The following is a 17,411-nucleotide window of genomic DNA, read 5'->3' on the forward strand; positions in this document are numbered from 1 at the left end:
GTAGCGCCATGCGCATCGCCCTGTACCAGGGCACGCCAAAGCCATTGGACGTGCCCGGCAACCTCGCGCGCCTGCAGCACCAGGCCCAGCTTGCCGCTGCCCGCGGCGCCCGGTTGCTGGTGTGCCCGGAGATGTTCCTCAGCGGCTACAACATCGGCCTGGACCAGGTGGAACGCCTGGCCGAGGCCGAGGACGGCCCCTCGGCGATGAGCGTCGTCGAGATTGCCCAGGCGCACCGCATCGCCATCGTCTATGGCTACCCCGAGCGGGCCGAGGACGGGGCGATCTACAACAGCGTGCAACTGATCGACGCCCATGGCCGCAGCCTGTGCAACTACCGCAAGACCCACCTGTTCGGTGAGCTGGACCGCTCGATGTTCAGCCCGGGCGGCGATCACTTCCCGGTCGTCGAGCTGGAGGGCTGGAAGGTCGGCATGCTGATCTGCTACGACATCGAGTTCCCGGAGAACGCCCGGCGCCTGGCGCTGAACGGCGCCGAGCTGATCCTGGTGCCGACGGCAAACATGGCGCCCTACGACTTCGTCTGCCAGGTGACCGTGCGCTCGCGGGCGCAGGAGAACCAGTGCTACCTGGTATACGCCAACTACCGCGGCAGCGAGGGCGAGATCCAGTATTGCGGGCAGAGCAGCATCATCGGGCCGGACGGCGATGTACTGGCGATGGCCGACCACGAGGAAGGACTGTTGCTGGCAGATCTGCAACGCGAGCGGGTATTGAAAGGGCGGGAAGCGTTTCCCTACTTGGCGGACCTGCGTCGGGACCTGAATTGACAGCCGCAGGGCCAGAACAGACAACCTCGGCATTGCGCGCTAGCATGGCGTCATGTCCGACACCATTCGCCACCTCACCCTCGCCAACGGCCTGCACCTGACCCTGCGCCACGCGCCACGCCTCAAGCGCGCGGCCGCAGCGCTGCGGGTGCATGCCGGCAGCCACGACGCACCAGCGCGCTGGCCGGGCCTGGCGCACTTTCTCGAACACCTGTTCTTCCTCGGTAATACGCGTTTTCCGTTGGACGACGGCCTGATGCGCTACGTCCAAAGCCTGGGTGGCCAGGTCAACGCCAGCACCCGCGAGCGCACCACCGACTTCTTCTTCGAAGTGCCGCCCGCGGCGCTGGCCGGCGGGCTGGAGCGCCTGTGCCAGATGCTCGCCGAGCCGGACTTTGCCATCGAGAGCCAGCGCCGCGAACGCGAGGTGATCCATGCCGAGTTCATCGCCTGGTCGCGCAACCCCGAAGCCCAACGCCAGTTCACCCTGTTGCAATCGGTGTCGGCGCGCCATCCGCTGAGCGCTTTCCATGCCGGCAACCGCTATAGCTTGCCGCTGGAAAGCCCCGCCTTCCAACAAGGGCTGAGGCAGTTCCATCAACGCCACTACCAGGGCGGGCAGCTCACCCTGAGCCTGGTCGGCCCGCAACCGCTGGATGAGCTGGCACAACTGGGCAGACGATACGGCGAGCTGTTCACCCAGGGCGCCGGCACCGTCCGGGACCGACCGCCCGCCTTGCTCGAAGCGCCTTTGCGCCAGCCAACCGCATGGGGTGCCCGTCATGACTGGCTGTTCGCCCATGACAGCGTGCCGGAAGGCGCGGAACAGGCGCTTGAATTGTTACTGGCCCAGCTCACCGACAGCCGGCCTGGTGGTTGGCTGGATGCCTTGCGCAAGCGCGGCTGGCTGCAGGACTGCAAGGCGCAACAACTTTACGCCCATGCCGGGCAGCTGCTCTGGCATGTTCAGTTGCAGCTGGCGGACGAAGCCTGCCTAGCCGAGGCCTGGGCGCTGCTGCATGGCTGGCTGGGTTTTCTACGGCAGCAGGATCCTGGGCAGCTGAACCTGCGCTTCACGCAAATGCAGCAACGCCGGGAGCAAGCTGGTAGCGCGCTCGAACTGGCCCAGCGCGACAGCGCCGGGCGGCCGTTCAGCGGCCTGTCGGCCCAAGGCCTGGCCGCCTTCGATGCACTGCTGGCCGACCTGCCATCCACGGCGGCAGGAGACTGGCAGCTCCCTCCCGAAGAAGTACTGCTGGCAGACGCACTGCCAATGATCGGCAGCGTATTGCCAGCCGCGCTCGGTATCGGCGACTGCCTGCCGCCAGCACGCCAGTTCGCGGCGCTGGATCTGCGCTGGCAGATTTTGTCACCTCTGCGCCAACGCCTGTGGTCCGTTCTCGAGCACAGCCTTCGACCGTTGCGCGAGCGTGCCACGCAGGCGGCATTGCGACTGGGCTTCGAGGCCTGCGGCGAGTACTGGCAGTTGCGCCTGGCGGGGCATCCCCTGGCCGTGATCAACGCCACGCAGGAGGCGCTTGCGTTGCTGCGTTCGCCTGCCTGGGAGCATTGGCACGCGCCAGCGGCAGCCGAAGCACCCTTGATACCGATCCGCACCCTGCTCAAGGCACTGCCAGACACTTTGCTGATGGGCGCAATACAACCACTGCAGGCCTGCACGCCGGACCAGCCGCAGCTCGATTCACTCTGGCGACAGGCCCGGTGGCAGGGATTGGCGCAAGGATTCGACGCGGCGCAACAGGGGGCGCTGGGAACGGTACTGCAAAGCCTCATGGGCCAACCTGCCGAGCCTTCAGCGCCACGTCCGATCCACGAGCGCTACTGGCGGCAGATCCCGACTACGGGCAGCGAGCCCGCACTGTTGCTGTTCTGCCCATTGCCCGCGCGCCTGCACCCCGCCGGCCGCCTGCTCACCCAGCTGTTGCAGGGCCCGGTCTATCAACGCCTGCGCGTCGAGCTACAACTGGGTTATGCGGTGTTCAGCGCCTTTCGTCAGATCGAAGGCTACGGCGGGCTCCTGTTCGGCGTGCAATCGCCGCACGCCAGCCACGCAGAGATCCTTGGCCACCTGCTGAATCTGCTGCGCCAAGGCGCCACGCTGAACGCCGCTGCCCGTACCCAGCTCGCCGATCAATTCGACGAAACGGCGATGAGCAATGCCGATGTCGCGCAATGGGCCTGGCAGGCACATATGGCGACACACAATCCGGACCTGCCCCGCATGCGCCGGTCTATTCTCAATGTCGAGCAAGTTCAGTTGGACGAACTGCTGCAGCAACTCATCGACGCCAGTCACGGTTGGCTGTGCCTGGCCAATGCCGCCGCGCCGGACGCCAAATGGCGGTGACGTCAGCGGTGATTGTTACCGCTGGTGCAAGGGCGCATTTCGAATAATTAACCTTTCGGTACAATTTTTTCTTGTAAGATAGCGCAATCTCGGCCAATGGAACCTCTCGTCCCTGGGAGAACCCAATAATGAACCGACCACCTCAAACCCCATCCGGAAGGAGCAAACCCATGTGGACCAAACCTGCATACACTGACCTGCGTATCGGCTTCGAAGTGACCATGTACTTCGCCAACCGCTAAGCGGCAGTGCGTTACGACGCCTCGGCCCGCCGGGGCGTTGTCGTTTTTTGGATCAGCGTTTACGAGGGCGCGCATGTACATCCAGATTCTCGGTTCCGCCGCCGGTGGCGGCTTCCCCCAGTGGAACTGCAACTGCGTCAACTGCAAGGGCTACCGCGACGGCACCCTGCGCGCCACGGCACGTACCCAGTCGTCCATCGCCCTGTCCGACGACGGCGAGCACTGGATCCTGTGCAACGCCTCGCCGGACATCCGCGCCCAGCTCCAGGCCTTCGCGCCGATGCAGCCGGCCCGGGCCCTGCGTGACACCGGTATCGATGCAATTGTCCTGCTCGACAGCCAGATCGATCACACCACCGGCCTGCTCAGCCTGCGCGAAGGCTGCCCGCACCAGGTGTGGTGCACCGACATGGTCCACCAGGACCTGAGCACCGGCTTCCCGCTGTTCAACATGCTCAGCCACTGGAACGGCGGGCTGGTGTGGAACCGCATCGAGCTTGATGGCAGCTTTGTCATCGATGCCTGTCCGAACCTGCGCTTCACTCCCTTCCCGCTGCGCAGCGCCGCGCCGCCCTACTCGCCGCACCGTTTCGACCCGCACCCCGGCGACAACCTCGGGCTGCTGGTGGAGGACACCCGCACCGGCGGCAAGTTGTTCTACGCGCCGGGCCTGGGCCAGGTCGACGCCAAGCTGCTGGAGATGATGCATGGCGCCGACTGCCTGCTGGTCGACGGCACCCTGTGGGAGGATGATGAAATGCAGCGCCGCGGCGTCGGTACCCGCACCGGCCGCGAGATGGGTCACCTGGCGCAGAATGGCGCGGGCGGCATGCTCGAGGTGCTGGACGGCTTCCCACGTCAGCGCAAGGTGCTTATCCACATCAACAACACCAACCCGATCCTCGACGAAGACTCGCCGGAACGCGCCGAAGTACAGCGCCGGGGCGTGGAAGTCGCCTTTGATGGCATGAGTATCGAGCTGTAAGGAGGCCCTGTGAGCGACGCAACGCCGATGTCCCCTGCCGAGTTCGAGCAGGCCCTGCGCGCCAAGGGCGCCTACTACCACATCCATCACCCCTACCACGTGGCGATGTATGAAGGCCGCGCCAGCCGCGAGCAGATCCAGGGCTGGGTGGCCAACCGCTTCTACTACCAGGTGAACATCCCGATGAAGGATGCAGCGATCCTGGCCAACTGCCCGGACCGCGAAGTGCGCCGCGAGTGGATCCAGCGCCTGCTCGACCACGATGGCGCGCCCGGCGAGGATGGCGGTATCGAAGCCTGGCTGCGCCTGGGCCAGGCCGTGGGCCTGGACCCCGAGCAACTGCGCAGCCAGGAGCTGGTGCTGCCCGGCGTGCGCTTTGCCGTGGACGCCTACGTCAATTTCGCCCGCCGCGCCAGCTGGCAGGAGGCCGCCAGCAGCTCGCTGACCGAGCTGTTCGCCCCGCAGATCCACCAGTCGCGCCTGGACAGCTGGCCGCAGCACTACCCCTGGATCGACCCGGCCGGCTACGAATACTTCCGCACCCGCCTCGGCCAGGCCCGGCGTGACGTGGAGCATGGCCTGGCGATCACCCTGCAGCACTACACCACCCGCGAAGGGCAGGAGCGCATGCTGGAGATCCTGCAATTCAAGCTGGATATCCTGTGGAGCATGCTCGACGCCATGAGCATGGCCTATGAACTGAACCGCCCGCCGTACCACAGCGTCACCGCCGAGCGGGTCTGGCACAAGGGGATCGCCCTATGAGTTTCGACCGTCAACAGGTGCCCGCCTGGCGCCCCGGCTATCGTTTCCAGTACGAGCCCGCGCAAAAGGGCCATGTGCTGCTGTACCCCGAAGGGATGATCAAGCTCAACGACAGCGCCGGCCTGATCGGCGGGCTGATCGATGGCCAGCGCAGCGTCGCCGCGATCATCAGCGAGCTGCAACAGCAATTCCCCGATGTGCCCGAAGTCGCTGACGACATCGAGCAATTCATGGAGGTGGCCCGTGCCGAACACTGGATCACCCTCGCCTGAGGTGCCGGTCGGCCTGCCCTTGTGGCTGCTGGCCGAGCTCACCTACCGCTGCCCTTTGCAGTGCCCGTACTGCTCCAACCCACTGGATTTCGCCGAGCAGGGCAAGGAGCTGAGCACCGAGCAGTGGTTCAAGGTAATGGCCGAAGCCCGCGAGATGGGCGCCGCGCAGATTGGTTTTTCCGGCGGCGAGCCGCTGGTGCGCCAGGACCTTGCCGAACTGATCGCTGAAGCTCGGCGCCTGGGCTACTACACCAACCTGATCACCTCCGGCATCGGCCTGACCGAACAGAAGATCGCCGCCTTCAAACAGGCCGGGCTGGACCATATCCAGATCAGCTTCCAGGCCAGCGACGAGCAGGTAAACAACCTCCTGGCCGGCTCGAAAAAGGCCTTCGCGCAAAAGCTGGAGATGGCCCGGGCGGTGAAGGCCCACGGCTACCCGATGGTGCTCAACTTCGTCACCCATCGGCACAACATCGACCGGATCGACCGCATCATCGAGCTGTGCATCGCCCTTGAGGCCGACTTCGTGGAGCTGGCCACCTGCCAGTTCTACGGCTGGGCGCACCTCAACCGCCTTGGCCTGCTGCCGACCCGCGCCCAGCTGGAACGGGCCGAGCGCATCACCAATGAGTACCGCGACAAGCTCAAGGCCGAAGGCAGCCCGTGCAAGCTGATCTTCGTCACCCCCGACTACTACGAAGAGCGCCCCAAGGCCTGCATGAATGGCTGGGGCAGCCTGTTCCTGACCATCACCCCGGACGGCACCGCCCTGCCCTGCCATGGCGCGCGCCAGCTGCCGGTGCAGTTCCCCAATGTGCGCGACCATGACCTGCGCCACATCTGGTACGACTCGTTCGGCTTCAACCGCTTCCGAGGCTATGACTGGATGCCCGCGCCGTGCCGCTCGTGCGACGAAAAGGAAAAGGACTTCGGCGGCTGCCGCTGCCAGGCCTTCATGCTCACTGGCGATGCCAGCAAGGCCGACCCGGTGTGCGCCAAGTCACCGGACCACGGCATCATCCTCAAGGCCCGCGAGGAAGCCGAGCACGCCACGTTGGAGATTGAACAGATGACCTTCCGCAACGAGCGCAACTCCCATGTCATTGCCCGCGGCTGAGTTCAGCGCCACCCAGGCGGTGGCCGCCGGGACCGATTTCGCCGAGCTGAAGGTCGGCGAACAGGGTGTGTTCTGGAACGAGTTCCGGCCCGCCGATGGCGCCTGCCGCATCTGGCATTGGCTCGACCACCAGGCTCGCTGCCTGACCCCGGACGGCTACAGTGTGCGCAGCCGGGTCTATGAATACGGCGGCGGCAGCTTTTGCCTCGGTGGCGACGGGCTGGTGTTCGTCAACGAACAGGACCAGCAGGTCTACACCCAGGGTTTCGACGGCAGCCCCCCGCGTCCGCTCAGCCACGCCGGCGATTGTCGCTACGGCGATGTCCAGTGGCATGCCGGCCAGGTGCTGGCCGTCGAGGAACGCCATGCCCAACAGGTCGAGCATCGCCTGGTCAGCCTCGCGGCGGGTCATCGGGAAGTCCTGGCCGAAGGCGCCGACTTCTACGCCTCGCCAACGCTGAGCCAAGATGGCTGCCGCCTGGCCTGGATCGAATGGGACCGCCCGGCGCAACCCTGGACCGTTACCCGGCTGATGTGTCGCGAGCGCGCCCCGTCCGGTGCCTGGGGAACGGCACGCTGCATCGCCGCGCAGGACGAATCGTTGCAGCAGCCGCGCTTCGATGAGCAGGGCCGCTTGCACTGCCTGTCCGACCGCGAGGGTTTCTGGCAGCCTTGGGGCGAACTCGACGGGGGCTGGCAACGCCTCCCCGCAGCGGCCGCCGATCATGCCACCGCGCCCTGGCAACTGGGCGCCAGCACCTGGCTGGCCCTCGGCCCCACCAGCTACCTGGCCAGCTGGTTCGAGAACGGCTTCGGGCAACTGGGGTTGCGCCGTGACACTGGCGAAGTGGAGCGTTATGCCAGTGCTTACACACGGTTCCGTAGCCTGGCCTTGGACAACGAGCGCATCTATGCAGTGGCCGCCTCGCCGATCAGCCCACCGGCGGTGATCGCCATCGACCGGCGCAGCCACGAAGTCGAAGTACTGGCAGGCGGCGCCGAGGTGCTGCCGGTGGAATACATCAGCCGCCCGCACCCGATCCACTATGCCAGTGGCGATGGCTCGGCCCACGGTTTCTTCTATCCGGCCATGCAAGGTACGGCCGGCCTCCCCCCACTGGTTGTGTTCATCCATGGCGGCCCGACCTCGGCCTGCTACCCGGTGCTCGACCCGCGCATCCAGTACTGGACCCAACGCGGCTTCGCCGTGGCCGACCTCAACTACCGAGGCAGCAGCGGCTACGGTCGCGCCTACCGCCAGGCGCTGCACCTGCGTTGGGGCGAATGCGACGTCGAGGACGCTTGCGCTGCGGTCAGGCATCTTGCCGAGCAGGGCTTGATCGACCCGGCCCAGGCCTTCATCCGCGGTGGCAGCGCCGGCGGCTACACCACCCTGTGCGCCTTGGCCTTCCAGGATGTGTTCCGTGGCGGCGCCAGCCTGTACGGCGTCAGCGACCCCGAGGCGCTGGGCCGGGCCACCCACAAGTTCGAAGGCGACTACCTGGGCTGGCTGATCGGCGACCCGCAGCGCGATGCCGAGCGGTATCGCCAGCGCACACCATTGCTGCACGCCGGGCAGATCAAGGTACCGGTGATTTTCTTCCAGGGTGAGCTGGATGCGGTGGTGGTACCGGAGCAGACACGCTTGATGCTCGAGGCCCTACAGGCCAATGGCATCCAAGCCGAGGGGCATTTTTATGCGGGCGAGCGGCATGGGTTCCGCCAGGCGGCGAATCTAGCGCATGCGCTCGACGCAGAGTGGAAGTTCTACTGCCGGCTGCTTGGCCGGTAGGGCAAAACATAGCTTCAGGCTTCAACTGCAACGGCGTGGGAGCGGCGGTGCGCCGATGCGACTTGCCCCGCGAACACGGGCAAAGCCGCTCCCACGCTGATCATGCTTGCAGCGCGGTCTATGCGCTCAGCGCTTGGCAATGATGTACACCGCGTGCACGATCCCGGGGATGTAACCCAACAAGGTCAGCAGGATGTTCAGCCAGAACGCGCCACCGAACCCTACCTGGAGGAAAACGCCCAGCGGCGGCAGGAGGATGGCGATGATGATGCGGATGAAGTCCATGCGGTGTGCTCCTTGAAGGTGTATCAAAACAGACTAGCCGTACCTGCCGGAGGTTCCACCGGGCAAAAAAACGCCCCTGGCCATGTATTTCAGACCAGAGGCGATGCGCAGGAACGCGAGACGGTTCGTTGAAATTCTGTACGTCGGCTGCCGGGTCAGGCCGGCACTTCACGGCGATTGTGCTGCTGGGCATGCAGCCGGGTGAACGCCCGGGCCAGGCGCAAGAGCATCTCGTCGATGTTGCCCTTGCTCACGGTCAATGCCGGCGAGAAGCGCACCACGTCGGCCTGCGGCGCATTGAGCAGCAAGCCTTCCTGCAACGCAGCCTCGACCAGCTGCGCCGCGGCACCCTCGCGCAGTTGCAGCCCCCATAACAGCCCCTGGCCGCGCACTTCGCCCTGGCCATAGCGACCAGCCAGGCGGCTGAGGCCATCGCGCAGGTGGCGACCACTGTCCATCACCTGCTCGAAGAACCCCGTCTCCAGCACGGCCTGCAGCACAGCCAGCCCGGCAGCGCTCATCAATGCGTTGCCATGGTGGCTGCCTTCCAGCTCGCCCGGCTCGGCGCAGCAGGCACGCCCACGGGCCAGCAGTGCGGCCAATGGCACACCACCACCGAGTCCCTTGCCGAGAGTGATGATGTCAGCCCGCACGCCGTAGGTTTCTTCTGCCAACAGGGCGCCGCAACGTCCTACACCGGTCTGCACCTCATCGAGGATCAGCAGAATGCCCAGTTCACGGCACAAGCGCTCGACACCTTGGAGGTACTCACGGGTGGCCGGGATCACGCCGGCCTCACCCTGTATCGGCTCGAGCATGATCGCCACGGTGCGCGAGTCGACCGCCGCATGCAGCGCCGCCAGGTCGTTGAATGGCACCTTGCTGAAGCCCGGCAAGCCGGGCTCGCAACGGTTGCATGGCAGCGGGTCGGACGCCGACAACGCCCCGAGCGTGCGCCCATGGCAGCCTTGGCTCGCGGTAATGATGTGATAGGCGCCGTTGCGGTGCAGCTGGCCCCATTTACGCGCCAGCTTGATCGCACCCTCACAGGCCTCGGCGCCACTGTTGAGCAGGTAGGCCTGATCACTGCCGGTACGCTGGCACAGCAGCTCGACCAGGCTCAGCAGGCCGCGGCTGTGGTAGCCCGCGCCGGGATTGACCAACGCCTGGGCCTGGTCGCCCAGGGCCTTGACCAGCACGCTCGGGCTGTGACCCAGACTGTTCACCGCACAACCCTGGGTGAAGTCCAGGTAGGCGTGCCCTTCGTCATCCCACAACCACGATCCCTGACCGCGCACGAACACGTGCGGCGCACGTTCGATGCTGGGCATCAGCCGCTCGCGGGAGCACTGCGCTGCGGCCGGCACGCTCACCAAGGCACGCTTGGGCTCGGCGACGGCGGGTGCCGAACGGCGCAGGTTGAACAGGTTCATCGGGACTCCGGCCAATCACGGTGGTGGGCGGTCAAGGTTCCGGTCTGGCGCCGGAATTGAATATTCTGCCTTGCCTATCAAAAGTGTTTTTCACCTGGGGTAACAATCGCCGGGATGAGCGCTGTAACCCGTTGGAATACGGCGATAGACTAGGCCTCTGGTCGATTCGCGGCCATTTCGTTTTCTCAGCTTTTTCGATAAGTATCACTTATGGATTTTCGCCAACTGCGCTACTTCGTCGCGGTCTATGAAGAAGGCCATGTGGGCCGCGCCGCCGAACGCCTGTCACTGTCCCAGCCAGCGCTGTCGCAGCAGATTCGCCAGCTGGAGCACAGCCTCGACCTGAGCCTGTTCGAACGCAGCAACAAACGCCTGCTGCCCACACTCGCCGCGCATACCCTGTACAACCACGCCGTGCCCTTGCTCGATGGCCTGCAACGGGCCCACGAGGCCATGGGCAATTTCAAGGGCCAGTCGCTGCGCACCCTGGCCATCGGCGTGCTGCAGACCGTACGGCCAAGTCTGGTACCGCAACTCCTGGAGCGGGTGCGCAAAGCCCAACCGCACCTGGTGGTACAGATCTATGAACTGTCGGGGTCGGAGATCGAACGGCGCCTGCTCAACGGTAGCCTGGACATCGGCATCAGCTACCTGCCACCACGCCAGCCGGGGCTGCACGGCTTGCTGCTGTACGAAGATGAACTGCAGTTGGTCATCCCCCGTACCCACCCCTTGAAAGACTTCAAGAAGGTCTCGATCCGTCAGGCGGCCGAGTTGCCGATGTTGATGCTTGGCGAGGAGTTCCAGATCCGCCAGATCTGGAAGGCGCAGCTGGCCAGCCAAGGGCGCAGGCCGCAGGTGCAGGCCGAGATGAACAACATGGCGGGGATCCTCGACAGCCTGGCGCACACGGCGCTGGTGACCATCCTGCCGGGCCGGGCCAAGGATGCCGCACAGGACGACCAGGAGCTGCTGTGGAAGCCTCTCAGCGAGCCACGTATACCGCTGAAGGTAGGCCTGGTGTTTCGTGACGCGCAACGTCAACAGGCCTCGGTCGAGCTGCTGCGTAGCTTGCTGGAGGAAGAGGCCGAGCCACGCCAGCTGGGTGTTTCGCCGCTGGACGTGCTTGGCTGAAACACGCGCACAAAGAAAACCCCGCCTAAGCGGGGTTTTCCAGACTGTTTCCCTTCGACATCCTTATCACCCCGCCATCCTGGCAGGAAATCCTTCTTGTCCCTGTTCTATCTTTTCGCGCTTCCTGCGCAACTTCCTTGTAAGGCGTCCTGCTCTGTCCATTGCGCATCCTGCGCTACGTCCATGTAAGAAAGAGTAACCGTGGATCCAATCGTAGGAAAGAGGCGAAACGTCACCACGTCGTGTAAGCCAAAGCTTACAAAAGAGGTCCATTCACAAACATGCGTCGCCGACAAAACAAAAAGGCCGCCCCCGCAGCCGGAAATTTATCCGGTGCGGGGGCGACCTCATACCGCAATAGGGCTGCCAGGCAGCTCGGCGGGATCAGAACTGCGCGGCGTCCAGCAGGTACAGCGACTCGCTACCGGCCTTTACCGAAGCTGCCAGCGAATGAACTCGCGGAAGCAGACGGGCAAAGTAGAACCGTGCCGTGCCCAGCTTGGCGCCGTAGAAATCAGCATCCCCTTCGCCGGCCTTGGCGGCACGCGCCATCAGGGCCCACATGTAGGCATAGGCGACATAACCGAATGCGTGCAGGTACTCGACCGAAGCCGCGCCGATCTCATTGGGGTTGCCCTTGGCCTGATCCAGCACCCAGTTGGTCAGCTCGTCGAGCTGGTCGAGGGAGACTGCCAGGGGCTTGGTGAACTCGCCAAGATCAGCAGCATTGGCGGCGATGAACTGGCGGATCTCGTCGGCGAACAGCTTGTAATAGGCGCCACCGCTGGCCACCACCTTACGGCCGACCAAGTCCAGTGCCTGGATACCGTTGGTGCCTTCATAGATCTGGGTGATGCGCACATCGCGCACCAACTGCTCCTGGCCCCACTCGCGGATGTAGCCATGGCCGCCGAAGACCTGCTGGCCATGCACGGTGCACTCCAGGCCCAGGTCGGTGAGGAAGGCCTTGGCCACCGGGGTCAGCAGCGCCACCAGCTCTTCGCTGCGCTTGCGGGTGGTGGGGTCTTCGCTGTACTTGGCGCTGTCGAGCTGCATCGCCACATAGGTGGAGAACGCCCGGCCGCCTTCGGTCAGCGCCTTCATGGTCAGCAACATGCGCCGCACGTCCGGGTGGACGATGATCGGGTCAGCCACCTTGTCCTTGGCCTGCGGACCGGTCGGGGCGCGGCTCTGCAGACGGTCACGGGCGTATTCCACGGCATTCTGGTAGGAACGCTCGGCCGAGGCCAGGCCCTGGATGCCGACACCCAGGCGCTCGTAGTTCATCATGGTGAACATGGCCGCCAGGCCCTTGTTCGGCTCGCCGACGATATAGCCGACCGCTTCGTCGAAGTTCATCACGCAGGTGGCCGAGCCCTGGATGCCCATCTTGTGCTCGATCGAGCCGCAAGTGGCCGGGTTGCGTGCGCCGAGGCTGCCATCTTCGTTGACCAGGAACTTGGGTACCAGGAACAGCGAGATGCCTTTCGGGCCTGCCGGTGCATCCGGCAGCTTGGCCAGTACCAGATGGATGATGTTCTCGGTGAGATCGTGCTCGCCGCCGGTGATGAAGATCTTGGTGCCGCTGACCTTATAGCTGCCATCAGTCTGGGGCTCGGCCTTGGTGCGGATAATACCCAGGTCGGTACCGGCGTGGGGCTCGGTGAGGCACATGGAGCCGGCCCAGACACCCGAGTACATGTTCGGCAGGTACTTTTCCTTGAGCGCTTCACTGGCGTGGGCGTTGATCGACAGGCAGGCGCCGGCGGTCAGCATCGGGTACAGGCCGAAGGCCAGGCTCGAGGCATTGACCATTTCCTCGACCTGGGCCGAGACGACCTTGGGCATGCCCATGCCACCGAAGAGCGGATCTCCGCCAACGCCGACCCAGCCCCCTTCGGCATAAGTGTTGTATGCCTCGATGAAGCCCTCCGGGGTGCGCACCGAGCCGTTGTCCCAGTGGCAACCCTCTTCATCGGCGGCACGGCTCAGCGGCGCGATGGTCTTGCCGGTGACCTTGCCCGCCTCCTCCAGCACGGCCATCGCCGTGTCGGCATCGACTGCCTCGGCAAGGCCGGGCAGTTGCGACCAGAGCGTGGCCACGTCGAAGACTTCATTGAGGACGAAGCGCATATCGCGCAGGGGCGCTTTATATTCAGCCATGACAACCTCTCGCTATAAGGGTCGGGGCGGCCCGTGAGGGCCGCGGCACTGGGATGAACGCAGTGTAACCGAACAACTTTTACGAGACATAGGGTCATCATGCGACCGAATAGTCAGGCATAGTCACGCCCTAACTCGCCATGCGCACGGCCCCACGCCGCGACTGCTGACCGAACGTCATGACGCAGTTACGCCCCGCGCCCTTGGCGCTGTACAGCGCCTGGTCGGCGGACTTGAGCACTTCCTCGGGGTTGCGGTGCTCGACCTGGCGCTCTGCGACGCCGATGCTGATAGTTACCGATACCGTGGTGTTGGCTCCTCCGCCACGGCGCTGGCGACCGGTGGAGTCATCCTGCGGGCGGCTGTTCTGGTCGCGCAACTGGATCGCATAGTTGGCGATCATCTCGCGCACCGCCTCCAGGTGCGGCAGGCATTCTTCGGCGGTCTTGCCGGCGAACACCAGGGCGAACTCCTCGCCACCGTAACGGTAGGCGCGCCCGCCCCCGGTCACCTTGGACAAGCGGCTGGCGACCAGGCGCAACACCTGGTCGCCGACATCGTGACCATGGGTGTCGTTGAATTTCTTGAAGTGGTCAACGTCGGTCATGGCGATCACATAGTTGCGCCCCAGGCGCTGCATGCGCTCGTTCAGGGCGCGCCGCCCCGGCAGGCCGGTCAGCTCGTCGCGGAAGGCCATCTGGTAGGCCTCGTGGGATACCGCGGCGGCGATCATCAGCATCACCTGGCTGCACATGATGTTCAGGGTGAACGGCAGGATGAAGGTCTTGGGCAGCATCCAGAAGATGCCGATAAGGCCAATGATCTGCGCGGCATGCAACGGCCTGGGCTCACGCAAGTACTGCACCACCAGCAGGATGAACACCGCCAGGAACAGCGGATAGGCCAACTGGATGAGGCTCATCCACTGGCCATGCAGCGAGGGCCAGCGGATCTCGGCCAACCAGCCCAGCAGGGCCTCTGGGAAGCTCTGCTCCAGGGCCACCGCCACGCTGCTCACGGCGAACAGCACGGCGAAGCGGGCCAGCAGATCCTGGGCCAGGTGCGTGCGTTCCTGCCACGCACCGTACAGGCCGAACAGCGCGGGTAGCAGCAGACAGACCAGGTGGAAGATCACCGCGGCATCCTCGCGGACCCGGCCATTGTCGCGATAGAAGTCGGTCTGGGTATCGAGCAGGAAATAGGCGATGTAGACCGTGACCATCAGGAACAGCTCGCGCTGACGGCGGTATACGGCGCAGTAGGCGCCACCCAGCAAAAGCACCAAGGTGGGTAGAACGTTGAACAGCGATGTGAAGAAGACGCTGAGGTCCCTTACATAGGCTGCCGCAAGCCCTGCCAGCAACAGAATCAGCGAAGGCAGGAAGTGGCTCGCGCGTACAGCGGATAGACGAAACAAGGGTAATCTCCGACCCGGCAGATCAATAATGGCATTGTGCCCCTACTTCATCGGCAGTGCACATGAATAGATGAATACAGATGCCCGCTTTAACGGCAGATCAGGGGCGAAGCTTGAGACTTTCTCGTTACTGGATGCGACACCCGGTAGGATTATTCCTGTTTGTTTACACAAGGCCGCTCCTGCAAGGGCAGGCGTAGACTGCAAAAAAGAGGCAAAAAAAAACCGCCTACCGGTAAGGGCAGGCGGTTTTCTTACAACCGGCGAGCTTAGATGGACAGACCGAAGTCTTCTTCCTTCATCGCCATGAGGTTGTCGGCGCCAGACAGAATCGCCGCAACGTGGCTGCGGGTACGCGGCAGGATGCGCTGGAAGTAGAAGCGCGCAGTCTGCAGCTTGGCGGTGTAGAACGCCTCTTCGCTGGTGCCGGCCGCCAGTTTCTCGGCTGCCAGGCGGGCGATGTCGGCCCAGAAGTAGGCCAGGCACGCATAGCCGGAGTACATCAGGTAGTCCACCGAAGCGGCACCCACTTCCTCGCGGTCCTTCATCGCGGCCATGCCGATCTTCATGGTCAGCTCGCCCCACTCCTTGTTGATCGCGGCCAGTGGCTCGACGAACTCCTTGGTGGCGGCGTTGCCTTCCTGGGATTGGCAGAACTTGTGAACGATCTTGGTGAAGCCCTTGAGCGCCTCGCCCTGGGTCATCAGCACCTTGCGGCCGAGCAGGTCGAGCGCCTGGATGCCGGTGGTGCCTTCGTACAGCATGGAAATACGGCTGTCGCGCACGTTCTGCTCCATGCCCCACTCGGCGATGAAGCCGTGGCCGCCGTAGATCTGCACGCCGTGGTTGGCAGACTCGAAACCGACTTCGGTCATGAACGCCTTGGCAATCGGGGTCAGGAAGGCCAGCAGCGCGTCGGCCTTCTTGCGCTCTTCCTCGTCCTGGCTGTACTTGACGATGTCCACCTGCTTGGCGGTGAAGTAGACCATGGCGCGGTTACCTTCGGCGAAGGCCTTCATGGTCAGCAGCATGCGGCGCACGTCCGGGTGGACGATAATCGGGTCAGCGGCTTTTTCCGGTGCTTTCGGGCCGGTCAGCGAGCGCATCTGCAGGCGATCGCGGGCATATTTCAGGCCGCCCTGGAATGCCACTTCGGCGTGGGCCAGGCCTTGCAGCGCGGTACCCAGGCGAGCAGTGTTCATGAAGGTGAACATGCAGTTCAGGCCCTTGTTGGCGGGGCCGATCAGGTAGCCGGTGGCGCTGTCGAAGTTCATCACGCAGGTGGCGTTGCCGTGGATGCCCATCTTGTGCTCGAGCGAGCCGCAGCTCACGCCGTTGCGCTGGCCCGCGCCGCCTTCGGCGTTGGGCAGGAACTTCGGCACGATGAACAGCGAGATGCCCTTGGTGCCGGCCGGTGCGTCGGGCAGGCGGGCCAGGACGATGTGCACGATGTTGTCGGCCATGTCGTGCTCACCGGCCGAGATGAAGATCTTGGTGCCGGACACTTTGTAGCTGCCGTCGGCCTGAGGTTCGGCCTTGGTGCGCAACATGCCCAAGTCGGTGCCGCAGTGCGGTTCGGTCAGGCACATGGTGCCGGTCCATTCGCCGGACACCAGTTTGGTCAGGTAGGTCTCCTGCTGCTCGGGGGTGCCGTGCTCGGAGATGGTGTTCATCGCGCCATGGGACAGGCCTGGGTACATGCCCCACGACCAGTTCGACTCACCGACCATTTCGCTCAGGGCCAGGCCCAGCGACTCAGGCAGGCCCTGGCCGCCGTGCTCGGCGTCGTGGGCCAGGCTCGGCCAGCCGCCTTCGACGAACTGCTGGTAGGCTTCCTTGAAGCCGGTCGGGGTCTTCACACCCGCCTCGCTCCAGGTGCAGCCTTCCAGGTCGCCGACGCGGTTCAGCGGGGCCAGTACCTCTTCACAGAACTTCGCGCCTTCCTGCAGGATCGCGTCGACCATGTCGGGCGTGGCGTCCTGGCAGCCCGGCAGGCTCTGATAATGCGCCTCATAGCCGAGCAGTTCGTCGCGGACGAAGCGGATATCACGCAAGGGGGCTTTGTAATCAGGCATTGCGATGAACCTCTGTGATGAGTTCGGTAGGGAGACCGCGGGTACCGACCAGCTCTTGGCGGCTTTCGGTCAAACAGTTGTTTGAAACTTACGTTTAGGAGGCCTCGCTGTCAAGGTGGGCTAACAATGGCATTTATGCCGCCGAATATGACGATTCAGCCAAGCACCCTCAAACGCATCGCGGGGCAAGCCTGCTCCCACGAATGGAAGCGGGCTTGCCCCGCGAAGTAAGCGAATGGGGTTCAGCGAGTCAGGCGTAGGTGTCGATGAACCGACCGAGCATTTCATCGGAAGCCTTGGCGACTTTGGCACCCAGTTCGACTTCGTGCTTGCCGATGGCCAGTTGCACGGTGCTGGTGGCCAGATCCATCTGCTGGCTGCGGTCAACGCCGCGCAGGCGCTCGGCCTGGTAGTCGGTGGACTGCCCGCTGGTGCCACGCTCGACGGCGCCGCTGGCGATCTGCTGGGCGGCCTGGTCGACACGGTTCTGGCCGTTCTGGATGGCACCCAGGCCCGCGTAGTAGGCGGAGCTCGCATTGATTTCCATGTCAGGACTCCATGACGCTGGA

Annotated in this window: 15 protein-coding genes; 9 read left to right on the forward strand and 6 right to left on the reverse strand. The window is 64.4% G+C overall.

The window, feature by feature from the left end; all coding sequences use genetic code 11:
* Positions 1-8 precede the first annotated feature (8 nt).
* The 8 genes from ACVWY1_RS10005 to ACVWY1_RS10040 all read left to right on the forward strand — a co-directional run bounded on the left by ACVWY1_RS10005 (position 9) and on the right by ACVWY1_RS10040 (position 8,335).
* On the forward strand, positions 9-791 hold the full coding sequence (locus ACVWY1_RS10005) for a carbon-nitrogen hydrolase family protein (RefSeq protein WP_277502550.1): 783 nt from the start codon (positions 9-11) through the stop codon (positions 789-791).
* 52 nt (positions 792-843) lie between these two features.
* The gene (pqqF, locus tag ACVWY1_RS10010) at positions 844-3,159 is read left to right on the forward strand and encodes a pyrroloquinoline quinone biosynthesis protein PqqF (RefSeq protein ID WP_277502549.1); all 2,316 of its coding nucleotides are present in this window, start codon (positions 844-846) and stop codon (positions 3,157-3,159) included.
* A gap of 170 nt (positions 3,160-3,329) precedes the next feature.
* Positions 3,330-3,401 carry a pyrroloquinoline quinone precursor peptide PqqA gene (gene pqqA, locus ACVWY1_RS10015; RefSeq protein ID WP_003243383.1) on the forward strand — a complete coding sequence of 24 codons (72 nt, stop codon included), beginning with the start codon at positions 3,330-3,332 and terminating at the stop codon, positions 3,399-3,401.
* 73 nt (positions 3,402-3,474) lie between these two features.
* Entirely contained in the window at positions 3,475-4,386 is a 912-nt protein-coding gene (pqqB, locus tag ACVWY1_RS10020; protein WP_102681912.1) for a pyrroloquinoline quinone biosynthesis protein PqqB, read from the forward strand.
* 27 nt (positions 4,387-4,413) lie between these two features.
* Complete coding sequence (gene pqqC / locus ACVWY1_RS10025; protein ID WP_173862413.1) at positions 4,414-5,151, forward strand: pyrroloquinoline-quinone synthase PqqC; 738 nt, start codon at positions 4,414-4,416, stop codon at positions 5,149-5,151.
* On the forward strand, positions 5,148-5,423 hold the full coding sequence (gene pqqD / locus ACVWY1_RS10030; RefSeq protein WP_457378205.1) for a pyrroloquinoline quinone biosynthesis peptide chaperone PqqD: 276 nt from the start codon (positions 5,148-5,150) through the stop codon (positions 5,421-5,423). The genes pqqC and pqqD overlap by 4 nt, the downstream gene beginning before the upstream one ends.
* A complete protein-coding gene (gene pqqE, locus ACVWY1_RS10035) occupies positions 5,395-6,543 on the forward strand; it encodes a pyrroloquinoline quinone biosynthesis protein PqqE (protein WP_457378206.1) in 1,149 nt (382 codons plus the stop codon). Before pqqD ends, pqqE begins: the two co-directional genes overlap by 29 nt.
* On the forward strand, positions 6,524-8,335 hold the full coding sequence (locus tag ACVWY1_RS10040; RefSeq protein ID WP_457378207.1) for a prolyl oligopeptidase family serine peptidase: 1,812 nt from the start codon (positions 6,524-6,526) through the stop codon (positions 8,333-8,335). Before pqqE ends, ACVWY1_RS10040 begins: the two co-directional genes overlap by 20 nt.
* Before the next feature lie 126 nt (positions 8,336-8,461).
* Here ACVWY1_RS10040 and ACVWY1_RS10045 read toward each other — a convergent pair whose 3' ends face one another.
* Both ACVWY1_RS10045 and ACVWY1_RS10050 read right to left on the reverse strand, forming a co-directional pair.
* Positions 8,462-8,620, reverse strand: coding sequence for a YqaE/Pmp3 family membrane protein (locus ACVWY1_RS10045; RefSeq protein WP_003177654.1), 159 nt, complete (start codon positions 8,618-8,620; stop codon positions 8,462-8,464).
* A gap of 155 nt (positions 8,621-8,775) precedes the next feature.
* The gene (locus tag ACVWY1_RS10050; protein ID WP_457378208.1) at positions 8,776-10,053 is read right to left on the reverse strand and encodes an aspartate aminotransferase family protein; all 1,278 of its coding nucleotides are present in this window, start codon (positions 10,051-10,053) and stop codon (positions 8,776-8,778) included.
* A 210-nt stretch (positions 10,054-10,263) separates the two neighbouring features.
* Here ACVWY1_RS10050 and ACVWY1_RS10055 point away from each other — a divergent pair, with 210 nt between their 5' ends.
* On the forward strand, positions 10,264-11,187 hold the full coding sequence (locus tag ACVWY1_RS10055; protein ID WP_139668024.1) for a LysR family transcriptional regulator: 924 nt from the start codon (positions 10,264-10,266) through the stop codon (positions 11,185-11,187).
* Between the two features lie 384 nt (positions 11,188-11,571).
* On the opposite strand, the gene ACVWY1_RS10060 is transcribed toward ACVWY1_RS10055, so the two are convergent.
* From ACVWY1_RS10060 to ACVWY1_RS10075, 4 genes are all read right to left on the reverse strand, one after another.
* On the reverse strand, positions 11,572-13,350 hold the full coding sequence (locus ACVWY1_RS10060; RefSeq protein ID WP_457378209.1) for an acyl-CoA dehydrogenase C-terminal domain-containing protein: 1,779 nt from the start codon (positions 13,348-13,350) through the stop codon (positions 11,572-11,574).
* A 130-nt stretch (positions 13,351-13,480) separates the two neighbouring features.
* The gene (locus ACVWY1_RS10065) at positions 13,481-14,767 is read right to left on the reverse strand and encodes a GGDEF domain-containing protein (RefSeq protein ID WP_102681904.1); all 1,287 of its coding nucleotides are present in this window, start codon (positions 14,765-14,767) and stop codon (positions 13,481-13,483) included.
* A gap of 269 nt (positions 14,768-15,036) precedes the next feature.
* On the reverse strand, positions 15,037-16,842 hold the full coding sequence (locus tag ACVWY1_RS10070; protein WP_277502544.1) for a phenylacyl-CoA dehydrogenase: 1,806 nt from the start codon (positions 16,840-16,842) through the stop codon (positions 15,037-15,039).
* A 250-nt stretch (positions 16,843-17,092) separates the two neighbouring features.
* Positions 17,093-17,389, reverse strand: a complete 297-nt coding sequence (locus ACVWY1_RS10075; protein WP_277502543.1) for a pyrroloquinoline quinone biosynthesis protein PqqE — start codon at positions 17,387-17,389, stop codon at positions 17,093-17,095.
* Between the last annotated feature and the right edge of the window lie 22 nt (positions 17,390-17,411).

The sequence above is a fragment of the Pseudomonas sp. TE6288 genome (genome assembly GCF_054062095.1).